This is a genomic window from Alkalicoccus saliphilus (assembly GCF_003044065.1).
GTDB lineage: Bacteria > Bacillota > Bacilli > Bacillales > Salisediminibacteriaceae > Alkalicoccus > Alkalicoccus saliphilus.
This window is the reverse complement of the sequence record NZ_PZJJ01000001.1, coordinates 115,259-129,738: the sequence shown is the minus strand read 5'-3', so window position 1 is coordinate 129,738 and position 14,480 is coordinate 115,259. Positions and strand designations below refer to the sequence as shown.

15 protein-coding genes and 1 tRNA gene are annotated in these 14,480 nt (G+C 44.6%); 12 read left to right on the top strand and 4 right to left on the bottom strand.

Annotation, left to right across the window (positions count from 1 at the left end; all coding sequences use genetic code 11):
• The first annotated feature begins 2 nt into the window (after positions 1-2).
• From C6Y45_RS00660 to C6Y45_RS00635, 6 genes are all read left to right on the top strand, one after another.
• Positions 3-986: an alpha-ketoacid dehydrogenase subunit beta gene (locus tag C6Y45_RS00660; protein WP_107582940.1), complete on the top strand. Its 984-nt coding sequence runs from the start codon at positions 3-5 to the stop codon at positions 984-986.
• 27 nt (positions 987-1,013) lie between these two features.
• Positions 1,014-2,303, top strand: coding sequence for a dihydrolipoamide acetyltransferase family protein (locus tag C6Y45_RS00655; protein ID WP_107582938.1), 1,290 nt, complete (start codon positions 1,014-1,016; stop codon positions 2,301-2,303).
• Positions 2,304-2,489: 186 nt separating this feature from the next.
• Positions 2,490-2,918 carry a BrxA/BrxB family bacilliredoxin gene (locus C6Y45_RS00650; RefSeq protein WP_107582935.1) on the top strand — a complete coding sequence of 143 codons (429 nt, stop codon included), beginning with the start codon at positions 2,490-2,492 and terminating at the stop codon, positions 2,916-2,918.
• A 181-nt stretch (positions 2,919-3,099) separates the two neighbouring features.
• On the top strand, positions 3,100-3,465 hold the full coding sequence (locus tag C6Y45_RS00645; protein ID WP_107582933.1) for a hypothetical protein: 366 nt from the start codon (positions 3,100-3,102) through the stop codon (positions 3,463-3,465).
• 69 nt (positions 3,466-3,534) lie between these two features.
• Positions 3,535-3,609: transfer RNA gene (locus C6Y45_RS00640), tRNA-Arg, on the top strand.
• Between the two features lie 640 nt (positions 3,610-4,249).
• Positions 4,250-5,227, top strand: coding sequence for an aromatic acid exporter family protein (locus C6Y45_RS00635; RefSeq protein ID WP_107582931.1), 978 nt, complete (start codon positions 4,250-4,252; stop codon positions 5,225-5,227).
• A 266-nt stretch (positions 5,228-5,493) separates the two neighbouring features.
• Here C6Y45_RS00635 and prli42 read toward each other — a convergent pair whose 3' ends face one another.
• A complete protein-coding gene (gene prli42, locus C6Y45_RS17235; RefSeq protein WP_156897264.1) occupies positions 5,494-5,583 on the bottom strand; it encodes a stressosome-associated protein Prli42 in 90 nt (29 codons plus the stop codon).
• 128 nt (positions 5,584-5,711) lie between these two features.
• On the opposite strand from prli42, the gene C6Y45_RS00630 reads away from it, so the two are divergent.
• The 4 genes from C6Y45_RS00630 to C6Y45_RS00615 are packed head-to-tail and all read left to right on the top strand — an operon-like array spanning position 5,712 to position 10,917.
• Complete coding sequence (locus C6Y45_RS00630) at positions 5,712-7,355, top strand: acyl-CoA mutase large subunit family protein (RefSeq protein WP_107582929.1); 1,644 nt, start codon at positions 5,712-5,714, stop codon at positions 7,353-7,355.
• A 14-nt stretch (positions 7,356-7,369) separates the two neighbouring features.
• Positions 7,370-8,215 (top strand): methylmalonyl-CoA epimerase, encoded by an 846-nt coding sequence (mce, locus tag C6Y45_RS00625; protein WP_107582927.1) that lies wholly within the window; start codon positions 7,370-7,372, stop codon positions 8,213-8,215.
• Positions 8,202-9,749 carry an acyl-CoA carboxylase subunit beta gene (locus tag C6Y45_RS00620; protein ID WP_107582925.1) on the top strand — a complete coding sequence of 516 codons (1,548 nt, stop codon included), beginning with the start codon at positions 8,202-8,204 and terminating at the stop codon, positions 9,747-9,749. Before mce ends, C6Y45_RS00620 begins: the two co-directional genes overlap by 14 nt.
• A gap of 55 nt (positions 9,750-9,804) precedes the next feature.
• On the top strand, positions 9,805-10,917 hold the full coding sequence (locus C6Y45_RS00615) for a M20/M25/M40 family metallo-hydrolase (protein WP_107582923.1): 1,113 nt from the start codon (positions 9,805-9,807) through the stop codon (positions 10,915-10,917).
• A 172-nt stretch (positions 10,918-11,089) separates the two neighbouring features.
• Here the strand turns inward: C6Y45_RS00615 and C6Y45_RS00610 are convergent, their stop codons facing one another.
• The gene (locus C6Y45_RS00610; protein WP_107582920.1) at positions 11,090-11,284 is read right to left on the bottom strand and encodes a hypothetical protein; all 195 of its coding nucleotides are present in this window, start codon (positions 11,282-11,284) and stop codon (positions 11,090-11,092) included.
• Positions 11,285-11,473: 189 nt separating this feature from the next.
• Here C6Y45_RS00610 and C6Y45_RS00605 point away from each other — a divergent pair, with 189 nt between their 5' ends.
• Together C6Y45_RS00605 and C6Y45_RS00600 are read left to right on the top strand one after the other, a co-directional pair.
• Positions 11,474-12,649 (top strand): DNA polymerase IV, encoded by a 1,176-nt coding sequence (locus tag C6Y45_RS00605; protein WP_107582917.1) that lies wholly within the window; start codon positions 11,474-11,476, stop codon positions 12,647-12,649.
• Between the two features lie 154 nt (positions 12,650-12,803).
• A complete protein-coding gene (locus tag C6Y45_RS00600; RefSeq protein WP_107582915.1) occupies positions 12,804-13,232 on the top strand; it encodes an SRPBCC family protein in 429 nt (142 codons plus the stop codon).
• Between the two features lie 197 nt (positions 13,233-13,429).
• Here the strand turns inward: C6Y45_RS00600 and cbpB are convergent, their stop codons facing one another.
• Both cbpB and C6Y45_RS00590 read right to left on the bottom strand, forming a co-directional pair.
• Complete coding sequence (gene cbpB / locus C6Y45_RS00595) at positions 13,430-13,879, bottom strand: cyclic-di-AMP-binding protein CbpB (RefSeq protein ID WP_107582913.1); 450 nt, start codon at positions 13,877-13,879, stop codon at positions 13,430-13,432.
• 219 nt (positions 13,880-14,098) lie between these two features.
• Positions 14,099-14,404 carry a MerR family transcriptional regulator gene (locus C6Y45_RS00590; protein ID WP_245922442.1) on the bottom strand — a complete coding sequence of 102 codons (306 nt, stop codon included), beginning with the start codon at positions 14,402-14,404 and terminating at the stop codon, positions 14,099-14,101.
• Positions 14,405-14,480 lie beyond the last annotated feature (76 nt).

Below are 14,480 nucleotides of genomic sequence, written 5' to 3'. Positions count from 1 at the left end.
ACATGCCAGTTTTAACATATATAGAAGCAATAACACAGGCTATGAAAGAGGAAATGGCCAGAGATGAAAATGTATTCGTACTCGGTGAAGACGTAGGGAAACGGGGCGGAGTATTCCGCGCTACTGATGGTCTGTATGATGAGTTCGGTGAAGAACGCGTAATTGATACTCCGCTTGCTGAATCGGCCATCGCAGGTGTCGGAATTGGTGCGGCAATGTTTGGGCTGCGTCCGGTAGCGGAAATGCAGTTCGCAGATTTTATTATGCCTGCGGTGAACCAGATTGTTTCAGAAGCGGCTAAAATACGCTACCGCTCCAATAATGACTGGACTTGCCCGATTACAATCCGGGCGCCTTTTGGAGGAGGTGTGCACGGGGCGCTTTACCATTCCCAGTCAGTGGAAGCCCTTTTTGCCAACACACCAGGTCTTAAAATTGTTATTCCCTCCTCTCCCTATGATGCGAAAGGTCTTTTAAAAGCTGCGATCCGTTCGAACGATCCTGTACTGTTTTTTGAACATAAACGCGCGTACCGCCTTTTAAAAGAAGAAGTACCGGAAGAAGATTATACCGTTCCAATAGGAAAAGCGGCTGCAGTGCGGGAGGGCGATGACATAACGGTCATTACTTACGGCCTGTGCACCCAGTTTGCAAAGCAGGCAGCTGAACAGGTGGCCGAAGATGGGTATGAAGCTCATATCCTTGATCTTCGAACCGTATATCCACTGGATAAAGAAGCAATTATTGAAGCAGCAAGAAAGACTGGAAAAGTTCTTCTTGTAACAGAAGATAACGAAGAAGGAAGTGTCATGAGTGAAGTTTCAGCTGTGATAGCAGAAAACTGTCTTTTTGACCTGGATGCCCCGGTAAAAAGGCTCGCTGGACCAAACGTTCCTGCAATGCCGTATACTCCGGCACTCGAAAAGAAATTCATGGTAAATGCGGATAAAGTGGAAGAAGCAATGCGGGAGCTTGCGGAATTTTAGTATGAACCTATAAAGGAGGCCTTTACGATGGCAACAGAAATTACCATGCCCCAGCTTGGTGAAAGTGTAACGGAGGGGACCATTACAAAATGGCTCGTTCAGCCTGGTGATAAAGTAAATAAATACGATCCCATTGCGGAAGTTATGACCGATAAAGTGAATGCAGAAGTGCCTTCTTCCTACACGGGTACTATCGGGGAACTCATTGCGGTGGAAGACGAAAAAGTGGAAGTAGGTCAGGTGATCTGTACGATGGAAATCGAAGGAGCTGGTGAAAACGGCAGCAGTGATACCAAAGCTGAGGAAAAAACCAGCACTACAGACACTTCGGAAAAGGCAGAGAAAAAAGAAGAAGTTAAAGATAAATCATCTTCAGGCCGGTATTCCCCGGCAGTACTGAAGCTGGCGCAGGAAAACGATATAAATCTTACGGAAGTAGAAGGTTCAGGACGTGGAGGAAGAATTACAAGAAAAGATATTCTCGCGGTAATTGAAGGCGGAGCGGTCAGCAGGTCACCAAAGAACGAAACGCCTCAAACAGAAGCTTCAGCCGACAGACCGAAACCTGAAGACATGCCGGTTCAGAGCCAGGGAATCTCTTCTGCACCGACGGGGCGGACAGAAGAGATTCCGGTATCCGGGGTCCGTAAAGCTATTGCGCAGAATATGACTGCTTCCAAAAGAGAGGCTCCACACGCATGGATGATGGTGGAAGTAGACGTAACGGACCTCGTGCGTCTGCGTGATAAGAAAAAAGACGATTTTTTGAAACAGGAAGGCTTTAAGCTTACTTATCTTCCATTTTTCATGCAGGCTGTCGTCGATGCTCTGAAGGTGTATCCGCAGGTGAATTCCAAATGGGATGGAGACAAAATTATACGCTACAAAGACGTCCATCTTTCCATGGCAGTTGCGACAGAAGAAGAACTTTTCGTGCCGGTAATTAAAAATGCAGATGAAAAAAATATTAAAGGTCTCGCCCGTTCATTAAATGACATTGCCGGAAAAGTACGCAGCCGTTCCCTGTCTTCTGCAGATATGCAGGGAGGAACTTTTACACTCAACAACACAGGCTCATTCGGTTCAGTACAGTCCCAGCCGATTATCAATACTCCACAGGCGGCTATTCTATCAGTGGAATCGATAGTGAAACGTCCGGTTGTACTTGAGAATGATGCTATTGCAGTAAGACATATGGTTAATCTCTGTATGTCTCTGGATCACCGGGTGCTCGATGGTTATATTTGTGGGAAATTCATGAATCATATTAAAACATCGCTCGAAAATATGAATGAAGGCTCCGTATCTATATATTAAGCAGAAAAAGTGACTTCCTTTATGCGTACTGTTTTCGGAGTATAAATTTCCGTTCCGTGCAGGATACTGGACAGTTCACTGTGAAATATCCATCATTATATAAGAGCCTGGTGCGATAATCTTTGGAAAATCTTCTTATAACGTGTAAAATAAGAAGAGAATTAAAGAAGAAAGGGTGAAATATACATGGAATTTCAAATGTTTATGAACGATGTGGTACAGGCCGCACGTCAGGATATGGATCAGGCTGGATATGAACAGCTTCAGTCAGCGGAGGAAGTAGAAGAGACATTGAATCAATCGGGAACTACTTTTGTTGTCGTGAACTCTGTCTGTGGATGTGCAGGGGGTATCGCCCGTCCGTCTGCTGCTTATATGAAAAATTATGAAGTGCAGCCGGATCGTTTTGTTACCGTATTTGCAGGTCAGGATAAGGAAGCTACAGAAAAGGCCCGTTCCTATTTCACGGGATATCCGCCATCCTCACCTTCTTTTGCACTGCTTAAAGACGGCGAGCTGAAAGCAATGGTTGAACGCCACGAAATAGAAGGTCACGAGCCGATCGAAGTTGTGAATAAACTGGAATCGTATTTTGATGAGCATTTCAAAAAATAATATTGTTTCATGATCATTCAATACCGGGAGCCGCATAGTTAGTGCCGGCCCCGGTTATTTTTTCTCTCAAGATACCTTCGGAAAGAAGAATCGTCCGGCAGTCTATGCAATAGGGAGTGGATATGCTATAATTTTAAACCGTGAGCATAAGTGCCGGAAATCATTTAGGAGTGGTGAACGAATGCAGGAGCTTTATAAAGAAGTACATACTTATTTAAATCAGGAAGAAGAAATTCCTTTTAAAACTTTCGATAATTATTATAAGCGGGTTATTAAGTACTTTAACGATCATGCAGATGAATTCGAAGAAGAAGATATCTGGAAAGCACTGTTCATATCAGAAAATGTTATGTCCAACGCCGACGGAAGATCAAAAGAAGTCAGTGATCAAAAAGAATCAAAAAAATATAAGAAGATGTCGAAACGACTGACTCTATGGGCTCAGAATTTTGCTGCACGTCTGGCAAGAAAAGGTTATAATGAGGAACAGATGAATGAGCGTTTTGAAAAAATGTTCGAAGACTACGAAAAATTTAAAAATGAATAAATAACTTGCATCTGTAAAATTATACTGCTATAATAATGAGGTGTCGGTGGGAGATCACCGCACTGCTCTGCGCCCGTGGTGAAATGGATATCATACGAGATTTCGGCTCTCGCGTTCCGGGTTCGAATCCTGGCGGGCGCGCCACTTTAAATTAATTCATTTAACAAACCTCCAGTTATATCTGGAGGTTTTTTTATTAACTTTTATAAAAAATGCTTCCTATGTTTTCATAGGGAGGCTTTCCGCCTATCGCCACTTTCCGTATAAACAGTTCAGCAGGCTGTGAATTACTTCTCAGAAAACAATTTACTCCGCTTGCAGAGATACGGCAGGAAAGCCGTGCTCTCATATGGAAGTATAATACCGAATGATTCTGAGAAAATATTTTTTAAGAAAGCTTTTTTGTCACGTCCGGGGGTACATGCCTTAACGCTCCCTGAACAGAAAGAGCCAGGAGCTGCTGAATGAGCTGTGCGGCCAGTACAGAATTTTTCTTTATTATACGCTCTGTTAAAGCTCCGAGTCGTTTATGAAGGTTGCCTGCGGCTCTTTACACCTGCCGCGGAGAAAGCCTTCGACTGTCCCGTCCGTCCGGGAGGATCTGCGCGCTTACAGAGGCGTCTCGAAAAATCACCTCGGCGGCGGTTTTGTAGAATAAAGAGCAGCGTCAATGAGAACAGAACTTTTCTTTTTCTCCAGCCGTCAACAGCGAACTTTAACATAGCTTTATAATAAAAAAGAAACTTCCCGGTTTTACCAAACTAATAGAAAGTAGCGGTACATTATGCGAGGACTTGGATACAGAACGCTGAAAACAGCAGTTGGAGCTGCACTGGCTGTTTTAATTGCACAGACACTGCAGCTGGATTTTTATGCTTCTGCAGGAATACTTACGATTCTTTGTATTCAGAGGACAAGAAAAAAATCCTATCTATCCGCCTGGGAAAGGTTTTCAGCCTGCATTATAGGGCTGCTCACCGCAGCCATTATTTTCGAGGCGCTGGGGTACCATTTCCTCAGCATTGCGCTTGTAATACTTGTTTTTATACCAATTGCGGTGCAGTTAAAAATTACTTCTGGGATCGTCACGAGTATGGTTATTATTTTTCATTTGTATACAGTAGGTACTGTCAGTACAGAAGTTATAGTCAACGAACTGTTTTTAATAGTTATCGGCGTCGGAATGGCGCTCGTTATGAATATTTATATGCCGAGTAATGAGGCGGAGCTGAACAAACTTCAGAACCGTCTGGAAGAGAATTATGCGGTGATTTTTCATGAGTTTGCCTCTTATATACGCCGCGGGGATTCTGACTGGAGCGGAAGTGAAATTGTGGAAGCCGGAAAGCTCATCCAGGAAGCAAAAAATATGGCAGTACAAAACCTGGAAAACCATATTCTCCGCTATGAGGACACGTACTATCATTATTTTAAAATGAGGGAAAAACAGCTCGACATTATCGAAAGAATGATGCCGCTTTTGACTTCAATAGATTATCATGTAATGCAGGCAGACATGCTCGCTGGATTTATGGACGATCTGGCGGAAGGTGTCCACTCAAAAAATACGGCTTACCTTTTTATAGATAAGCTGGAGGAGCTCCGGGACTCTTTTAAAGAAATGGAGCTTCCTAAAACGAGGGAAGAATTTGAAGCAAGAGCAGCACTTGCCCATCTCGTGAAAGAACTGGAGCAGTATCTTGCCATCAAAAAACAGTTTCGTCCGGTGCAGGAATACGGAATATTTGAATCAAAAGTGTAATATGTGAAATAAGGTTTGATATGACCTGCTTTTCCTCGACGTGACAAAGGGCTGCTGAATGTAATAAAAAGACGGCGGCGTTCAGTAATCTATCACTAAGCAAAAAGCTGTGTGAAAGTTTGGTTTGATGGTTATAACTGGAGGAGATTTTCAGCTTCCTCCACTTCAGGTGCCCTTTTATCTGCACAGAGCTCTAAAAAAGCCACAGAAAAACGGCTTCCCGGTCAGATAAATCAGCCGGGAAGCCGTTTGTTTTGGTTTTAGTATTAAAACGCAGAAACTCCCATAAGTGCAGTTCCAACAAACATTACGATAATCATCATATAAACGATCGCTTTACGAAACTTACGAGGCATACTTTTCCCTCCTCAAAACTTTTACTACTTCTATTTTAGCCGGAAAAAAACGACTTTTCAAGAGGATGGGAAGACTTAACAACTCTATGTTATAATAAGACCATATTTACGAGTTGAAGGAGGCGCCCATGGAAGATTATAAAGAGGCTTATGCAGCATGGCAGAAAGAAGTAAAGGAGCAGCTGAAAAAACGACCGGAAAGGAAGGATACTTTTCGTACCGGCTCCCGGCTGGATGTGGAAAGAGCTTATTTCCCGGAGGAAATTGATAACGCTTACATAGAAAAGCTCGGTTTTCCAGGCCGGTATCCCTATACACGGGGCATCCGCAGTACGATGTACCGCGGGCAGCTCTGGACTATGAGACAGTATGCAGGCTTTGGATCTGCAAAAGAAACAAATGAACGATTCCGTTACCTTCTGGATCAGGGACAGACCGGTTTATCGGTCGCTTTTGATCTGCCTACACAGATCGGATACGATTCTGATGATGCGATGTCTTTAGGGGAAGTAGGAAAAGTTGGTGTAGCCATCGATTCTCTGGAAGACATGGAACTTTTATTTGACCAGATTTCACTTGGTGATGTCAGTACCTCCATGACAATAAATGCACCGGCTGCCGTATTGCTTGCAATGTATATAGCAGTAGCAGAAAAGCAGGGGGTCCCGCCGGAAAAGATCCGCGGGACCATTCAGAACGATATTTTAAAAGAATACATTGCCCGGGGAACATATATTTATCCGCCTAAACCATCCATGAAACTTATCACGGACATCTTTGAATTTTGCAGCAGGGAAGCTCCGGCTTTTAATACTATCAGTATCAGCGGTTACCATATCCGCGAAGCCGGATCCACAGCAGTACAGGAGCTTGCTTTCACACTGGCTAATGCCGCTGCCTATGTCGAGGCGGCGATGGAGGCGGGACTTGATGTGGATGAATTCGCTCCGCGGCTTGCCTTTTTCTTTAATGGACATAATGATTTTTTCGAAGAAACGGCAAAATTCCGTGCCGCAAGAAGAATGTGGGCAAAGATGATGCGGGAGCGTTTCGGAGCAAAAAAAGAAAAGAGTGAACAGCTGCGCTTTCATACCCAGGTTGCAGGCTCTACGCTTACTGCCCAGCAGCCGGAAAATAACGTTGTAAGAGTTGCGCTGCAGGCTATGGCCGCAGTTCTTGGAGGGACTCAGAGTCTTCACACGAATGCGAAAGACGAGGCGCTTTCGCTTCCAACGGAAGACAGCGCGAGAATTGCACTGCGTACGCAGCAGATCATCGCTCATGAAACCGGAGTGACAAATACTATTGATCCGCTCGGCGGGTCCTATTTTATTGAAGAATTAACCGACAGGCTTGAAGAAGAAGCTTTCCGTTATATTGAACGAATTGATGAAATGGGAGGCGCGGTGCAGGCGGTGGAAAGCCAGTACATGCAGAGAGAAATCCACCGTGCTGCATATGACGCACAGAAACGCCTTGAAAAGGAAGAAGATATAGTTGTAGGAGTAAACAAATTTCAGGCAGGCGAAGAACAGGCACCGGACTTGATGGCGGTGGATGACGCTTTTGTTAAAGAGCAGCTTCACAGACTGAAAACCCTCCGGGAGCGAAGGGACAGTGAAAAGGTGGAGGCTGTGCTTGAGGAGCTTAAAGCAGCTGCTGAAAACGGGGAAAATATGATGGATGTCATCGTAAAAGCTGTTAAAGTTTATGCAACAGTTGGAGAAATATGTCATACACTCAGGAATGTGTTTGGAGAATATACGTCGTAGAGGAGGCGCCATTTATGGAAAGAATTAGAGTACTTATAGCAAAGCCGGGACTGGACGGCCACGATCGGGGGGCACTCGTGATTTCCCAGGCTCTGAGAGATGCCGGCATGGAAGTAATATATACTGGACTCAGGCAGTCCGCAGAACAGATCGTACGGGCTGCAGTTCAGGAGGATGTTGACGTAATAGGACTTTCCAGTTTATCAGGAGCGCATAATGTATTATTTCCTGCCGTGGTAAAACAGCTTAAGGAAGAAGAAGCGGAAGACATTCTCGTTATTGGAGGCGGGGTTATTCCAGTGTATGACATAGCTAGACTTGAAGAAGCAGGAGTGGAAAAGATTTTTACTCCGGGTACGCCGACAGGTCTGATTGCTTCATACATTGAAGAATCCGTAAAAGCGAGACGGGGGGAAGAAACACGGCTTTTTCAAAAGCCGCGGGGTGTGGATCACATCGGTATAGCGGTAACATCTATTGATGAGGCAGCTTCTTTTTACCGCTCTCATTTTCAGCTTGATATACAGGATGTTGTGGAAGTTCCGGAACAAGGAGTACGGGTAGCCTTTCTTCCGCTCGGTTCAGTAACGCTGGAACTTCTTGAGCCGCTCGGCGAAAACAGCCCCGTACAAAAATTTATTGATAAAAAAGGACCGGGCCTTCATCATCTGGCCATAGCTGTGGAAGATCTTCAGGACAGACTGACACAAATGAAGCGTTCCGGGGTCCAGCTCATTGATGAAGAACCGAAAACGGGAGCCCAGGGGCATCCAATAGCTTTTCTTCACCCTAAATCCACACACGGAAGCCTACTGGAACTTGTAGAGAGAAAGGATGAATCAGCGGATGGACATGTATGAAAAACTGAACGAACTTTATGATAAAAGAAGAAAAGTGGAAATGGGAGGAGGAGACAAACGCCGGGAAAAGCAGCACGAAAAGGGCAAATTAACGGCGAGAGAAAGAATAGAGCTTCTCGTGGATGAAAACACGTTTGTGGAACTCCAGCCGTTTATTGAACACCGTTTTGACGAAGAGGGGATGGAGAAAGGATCAGCTCCCGGGGAGGGGGTTGTCACTGGATATGGCTACGTTAACGGCCGGAAAATTTTCCTCTTTGCTCAAGACTTTACTGTCTACGGAGGAGCGCTCGGGGAAATGCACGCAAAAAAGATAGCCAACGTAATGGATCTTGCCGTAAAAAATAAGGCGCCTTTTGTCGGCTTAAATGACTCCGGCGGTGCGAGAATACAGGAGGGTGTTCTCTCTTTAGATGGATATGGGCATGTTTTTTACAGAAATGCAATATACTCCGGTGTTATCCCCCAGATTTCAGTTATTATGGGTCCGTGTGCCGGAGGGGCAGTATATTCACCGGCAATAACTGACTTTGTATTTATGGTGGAAAAAACAAGCCAGATGTTTATTACAGGGCCAAAAGTAATAGAGACTGTTACAGGAGAAAAAATCTCCTCCGAAGCTCTGGGGGGAGCAAAAGTTCACGGATCAAAGAGCGGCAATGCCCACTTCTCCTGCAAAAGTGAAGAAGAAGCTCTGCGCCAGGTAAGAGATCTGCTGTCTTATCTTCCCCAGCATCAGGAAGAAGAGCCGCCGATTCAGAGCTATGAAGAGAAAGATGAGTTTCTATACGATCTGCTGGACCATGTCCCGTCAGATCCGTCCAGGTCGTATGATGTACGGGAAGTAATCCGGGAAACAGCAGATAAAGAGTCATTCATGGAAGTGCAGAAGGACTTTGCAAAAAATGCCGTTATCGGCTTCGCCAGAGTTGGCGGCCGTCCGCTTGGAATAATTGCGAATCAGCCGAAAGTAATGGCGGGAGGACTCGATATCGATTCCTCAGATAAAATCGCCCGCTTTATCCGTTTCTGCGACAGTTTCCGTCTCCCGCTTGTTACATTTGAAGATGTAACAGGATTTCTTCCGGGTGTCCAGCAGGAACACGGAGGTATTATCCGGCACGGGGCGAAAATACTTTACGCGTATTCAGAAGCTACCGTCCCAAAAATTACGGTGATCACCCGTAAAGCGTATGGAGGGGCCTATGTTGCTTTAAACAGTAAATCCATAGGAGCGGATATAGTATATGCCTGGCCGAATGCTGAAATAGCCGTAATGGGACCCCACGGTGCTGCCAATGTAATTTTCGCAAGAGAAATTCAGGAGAGCGAGAACCCTGAAAAAACTAGAGCAGAAAAAATTGAATTGTACCGTGAAAAATTTGCCAACCCTTACATTGCAGCGGCAAATGGGATGGTGGATGATGTCATCGACCCGAGAGAGACGAGACAGAAAATTATGGAGAGCTTGAAAATGCTCCAGGAGAAAACAGAGCAGCGTCCGGCAAAAAGGCACGGCAATATCCCGCTCTAGACTGTATTTATGGTACAATCGTCTCCGTACATAACTATTGAGGAGGCACATCCTAATGAATGAGGAACGGCTGCTTAACGAATTCATTGAACTCGTTCAAATTGATTCAGAAACGAAATATGAAAGAGAAATAGCCGACAGACTGATTGAAAAATTTACCGGACTCGGCCTCTCTGTAAAGGAAGACGATTCCAAGACACGGACAGGGCACGGAGCTGGAAATCTTGTTGTAACGTGGGAAGGAAATACAGAGTGGGATACAATTTACTTTACTTCTCACATGGATACGGTGGTCCCCGGGCTCGGTGTTTCGCCTGAGGTGAGGGGAGGATACATTTATTCCGATGGAACAACCGTCCTTGGCGCAGATGACAAAGCGGGCATAGCTGCTATGATAGAAGCCGTGCGGACTATTCAGGAAGAAGGTACGGAACATGGAACAGTACAGTTTGTGATTACTGTCGGGGAAGAATCAGGTCTTGCAGGAGCGAGGGAGCTGGATATGAACCTTGTAAAAGCAGACTATGGTTATGCTCTCGACAGTGATGGTCCGGTAGGGGATCTTGTGACAGCAGCCCCCAATCAGTCAAAAGTGTATGCTGCAATACACGGAAAAAAAGCTCATGCAGGTGTGGCACCGGAAAAAGGAGTCTCAGCTATAACAGCCGCTTCAAAAGCTGTAGCTTCGATGCCTCTGGGCAGAATCGATAAAGAAACTACGGCTAACATAGGACGCATGGAAGGCGGCAGCCAGACGAATATCGTCTGTGACAGAGTGGATATTACGGCAGAAGCAAGATCGCTTGTAAAAGAGAAAATGGAAAAGCAGACGGAGGCAATGAAACAGGCGTTTGAAGCAGCTGCAGAAGAAATGGGTGCGTCTGCAGAAGTGAAGATTCAGGTAGTATATCCAGGTTTCAAGCAGAATCCGGATGACACAGTAGTGATAAAAGCAAGCCGTGCTGTTGAAAAAATCGGCCGGTTTCCTAGACTGAAGCAGAGCGGGGGAGGCAGTGACGCGAACATTATCGCAGGCCACGGAATTCCTACGATCAATCTTGGTGTAGGCTACGAAGATATTCACACTACGAACGAACGGATGTCCGTTGAAGAGCTCAACTTTCTTACCCGTCTCGTTGTCCAGATTATAAACGAAGTGAAAACTTAAAAGGATCTCCTGGATGAACGAAATAAAAAAACACACCGCATTGCCGGTGTGTTTTTTTGCCCTGTGTACAGCGAGTACTCCAGTTGAAAAAACTGATAATGAACACTCCGGGCAGTCGCTGATGTATTCTTATATATATTCGCAGGTATTCTTTTCAGCCCGAAACCCCCTCTTAGTGGAGAAGGGATTTCGGACTGATGCTGCCGAATTCAAGTGATTCCAGTATTTTTTCTTCGGAATGACCTGTTCTTGCAGCAAGCTGCTGAATCGTAGGTGATGGTCTCTCATGTCTGGCGTAATCATTCAAAACTTCGATTACCAGAAAAAAAACGGACTGATAGCTGGAAGTAGTGTAATAAGCATCCATTTATTCATCGACCACCTTTCTATAACAATTCAATTTTAACATAAACGTATGGAAATTGGCGATAGTATGTAAGACTTTTCTAGTAAATTAGTTATAAAGAAAGATGCCTTGCAAGGTTCATCTGTTGTCCTGTGGTAAAATGTATAAAGTATAAATATAATCTTGTCCTCCTGAAAGGAGATTGATGATATGGGTGGCCGTGTTATCTTCCATGTGGATATGAACAGTTTTTATGCATCAGTGGAAACGGCTGATAATCCCGAATTAAAAGGGAAGCCCCTTGCTATAGCAGGAAATGCAAAAAAACGAAAAGGAATCGTTGTCACAGCCAGTTACGAAGCAAGAGCAAGAGGTGTGAAGCCTCCTGTTCCTTTATGGGAAGCAAGAAGAGCATGCCGGGATCTTATTGTAAGGGAACCCCGCTTTGAAAGATACAGAGAAAAGTCCCGTCAGATGTTTGAATTACTTAATGAGTATACAGAAATGGTCGAACCGGTTTCGATCGATGAAGGATATATGGATGTGTCAGACTGCATTCCGGCAGGAGCTCCTGCGCTTGCAGAAGAGATTCAGCAGCGGCTGCTGAAGGAGCTGGGTCTCCCGAGCAGCATCGGTATAGCTCCGAATAAATTTCTCGCAAAAACGGCAAGCGATATGAAAAAACCGATGGGAATAACTGTACTCCGTAAACGGGAGATTCCGGAAAAACTCTGGACAATGCCTGCCGCTGTGATGCACGGAATCGGTGACCGGACAGCTGAAAAGCTGGCAGGGTACAATATATACACTATAGGGGATATAGCAGCAGCTGAAGCTTCAGAGTTTATTCTTAACTTTGGTGAAGGGGGAAGGAAAATTCATGAGAGGGCATGGGGGAAAGACACCCGGCCGGTAGACCCGGAAGCAGCAAAACAATTTAAGAGCATTGGTCACTCCCGGACTCTCGCCCAGGATGCTGAAAGCCTCACAGCAGTCCGTCCTGTGCTCATTGAGATGGCCGAATCTGTTTCCCGTCGTCTGAAACGGAAAGCCGTTTATGCTTCAGGATTACAGCTGACTATCCGTTACAGCAGCTGGGATACAATTCAGCGTTCGATCCGTCTTCCGGCTCCTCTTGATAAAACGGAAGAGCTGCTTCATTATACAGTGAAACTTTGGGAAGAAAGCTGGAATGGGAATCCTGTTCGACTTGTCGGTATAACTGGAACAGACTTAATCAGGCATGGGGAAGCTCATAAACAGCTGAATTTATTCTCCTACGAAAAAGATAAAGCAGACTGGGAAAAAGATGCGCTCTTGAGAGATATTAATGAAAAATACGGTGAGAATAAATTGAGAAGAGGATTCGGGAACAGTTCACCGTAGAATTCCTACTGAGTGTTAAGTTGAATTATGCAGGGATTTAATGATGCCGTAGAGAAAAGTAAGAAAGAAAGAGAGTCTCGTAAAAAATTGGAGCAGTGCCCGGGGGAAGCTGAAGCCTGATAACGGGTGCATCTATACAAAAGGGGAGAATACGATGTTTAAAGGAACTTTTCATTACCGCACTAAAATAAACAAACCGCTGCCTGATGTCTGGAATTTCTTTCAATACAACAGGAATCTTGCAGCTATAACTTCGTTCCCAAAACTCACACTACATGGGGATGAAAAAGTTTTTGAAGGTGCAGCAGTCCACCTGAAGATGAATTTTTTTATTGTACGTCTTTCGTGGGAAAGTAAAATTTCACACGTTCAGCCTCTCCGGTATTTTATAGATGAGGGGGAGAAACTGCCTTTTCCGTTTATAAAATGGCAGCATAAACATGAATTTATCGAGCTGCGTCCCGGATGGACTCTCATGACGGATCAAGTGAGATATACCTCCTTCATCCCGGCCTTTCTGATAAAATTTATGCTTTTTGGGATGTTTTCAGATCGTAAAAGAAAGCTGGAAAAAACAATATAATACCGGCAGCTGAATTGTTAAGGATTAACCGATGCCGGTATTTCTTCAGTGTAGATAAAAACCCTCCGGCTGCAAAATGAGCAGCCGGAGGGTTTTTAAAATTATGCTGTTTTTATAAAATCGTATTCTATGTGGCAGGCTGCGTCTTACTCCCCTGATAAGACGCAGTCTGTTCACACTTTAAAGTACGCCAAAAGCTATTGTTTCTTGCGAAGGTCGTGAAGGTAGCCATTTAAAAAGGCAAGAATTTTACTTCTTGGAATCAGACCTACAAATTCTCCGCGCATATTTTCTACGCACACGAACGGATGCTGTATGGACTGCTGCATTACTTTTTCAAAAGTTGTATTTTCCTGAACTGCAATATAACTCGAAGTCATCATATCATGGACCAGGCAGTCCGTCAGTTTCTCCGGTTCCAGTCTTTCAATACCCAGAATGGAATCAAGAATCTGTGCTTTACTTATAATACCGTTAAGTCTGCTGTTGAGATCAAGTACTGGAATAGCAGTATATCCGGATTTTACAAGAACAAGCAGGGCATGCTCAAGGGAGTTATCCGGCTGTACATGAGCGACTTCTTCTGCAGGAATAATAAACGACGTAATTTTTTCATTCAGCAGATCCCTATCTTGAGTATCAGGCATGATCTATGCACACTTTCTATCGGTAGATTAGAGAGTAATTGTTTCTCCAAGCATTATAATATCCGGATTGGGGAAGAATGTCAATCGCCCCGGCAGAAGAACGAATCCTTCCAGACCGGGGCGTTGAAGATGCGTCTATAGGTGCAAACCATTAGTAAAAGGGAAATATCACAAGCCCTGCAGTGATTTCTGACACCCTGCAGGCCGGGAGATTATCAGCTATTTGCGCATTTTGAAAGCTGCGTTCAACTGCCCGCGGAGCATTTTATTTCTTACGTCAGACTGTTTCATTTCTTCTTTACGTATTTCAAAAGTCTGCATTCCATCTTCCATTTTATTTGCGATATCGACAAGACGTTCAACATCTTCAAAAGAATACTTTCTCGTGCCGCCTTTGCTGCGGTCGGGCTGGATAAGTTTTCTTTCTTCGTAGTAGCGTATCTGTCTTTCAGACAGCCCGGTCAGTTCACTGGTAATACCGATACCAATTACTTTTTTGTTTTTATAGGAGGTAGAAACTGCCAAAGAAACCCCATCCTTCCCGTTAATATGTGGCATTTTTTATTACTATACCATGACCGGAAAGAACGTCGGGGGAAAA

Excerpts from the sequence above, each read along its gene's own strand:
- C6Y45_RS00635 (WP_107582931.1), top strand. The coding sequence starts at position 4,250 with ATGCGAGGACTTGGATACAGAACGCTGAAAACAGCAGTTGGAGCTGCA.
- mce (WP_107582927.1), top strand. The coding sequence starts at position 7,370 with ATGGAAAGAATTAGAGTACTTATAGCAAAGCCGGGACTGGACGGCCAC.
- C6Y45_RS00605 (WP_107582917.1), top strand. The coding sequence starts at position 11,474 with ATGGGTGGCCGTGTTATCTTCCATGTGGATATGAACAGTTTTTATGCA.
- C6Y45_RS00615 (WP_107582923.1), top strand. The coding sequence starts at position 9,805 with ATGAATGAGGAACGGCTGCTTAACGAATTCATTGAACTCGTTCAAATT.
- C6Y45_RS00610 (WP_107582920.1), bottom strand. The coding sequence starts at position 11,284 with ATGGATGCTTATTACACTACTTCCAGCTATCAGTCCGTTTTTTTTCTG.
- C6Y45_RS00650 (WP_107582935.1), top strand. The coding sequence starts at position 2,490 with ATGGAATTTCAAATGTTTATGAACGATGTGGTACAGGCCGCACGTCAG.
- cbpB (WP_107582913.1), bottom strand. The coding sequence starts at position 13,879 with ATGCCTGATACTCAAGATAGGGATCTGCTGAATGAAAAAATTACGTCG.
- C6Y45_RS00620 (WP_107582925.1), top strand. The coding sequence starts at position 8,202 with ATGGACATGTATGAAAAACTGAACGAACTTTATGATAAAAGAAGAAAA.
- prli42 (WP_156897264.1), bottom strand. The coding sequence starts at position 5,583 with ATGCCTCGTAAGTTTCGTAAAGCGATCGTTTATATGATGATTATCGTA.
- C6Y45_RS00645 (WP_107582933.1), top strand. The coding sequence starts at position 3,100 with ATGCAGGAGCTTTATAAAGAAGTACATACTTATTTAAATCAGGAAGAA.
- C6Y45_RS00600 (WP_107582915.1), top strand. The coding sequence starts at position 12,804 with ATGTTTAAAGGAACTTTTCATTACCGCACTAAAATAAACAAACCGCTG.
- C6Y45_RS00630 (WP_107582929.1), top strand. The coding sequence starts at position 5,712 with ATGGAAGATTATAAAGAGGCTTATGCAGCATGGCAGAAAGAAGTAAAG.
- C6Y45_RS00660 (WP_107582940.1), top strand. The coding sequence starts at position 3 with ATGCCAGTTTTAACATATATAGAAGCAATAACACAGGCTATGAAAGAG.
- C6Y45_RS00655 (WP_107582938.1), top strand. The coding sequence starts at position 1,014 with ATGGCAACAGAAATTACCATGCCCCAGCTTGGTGAAAGTGTAACGGAG.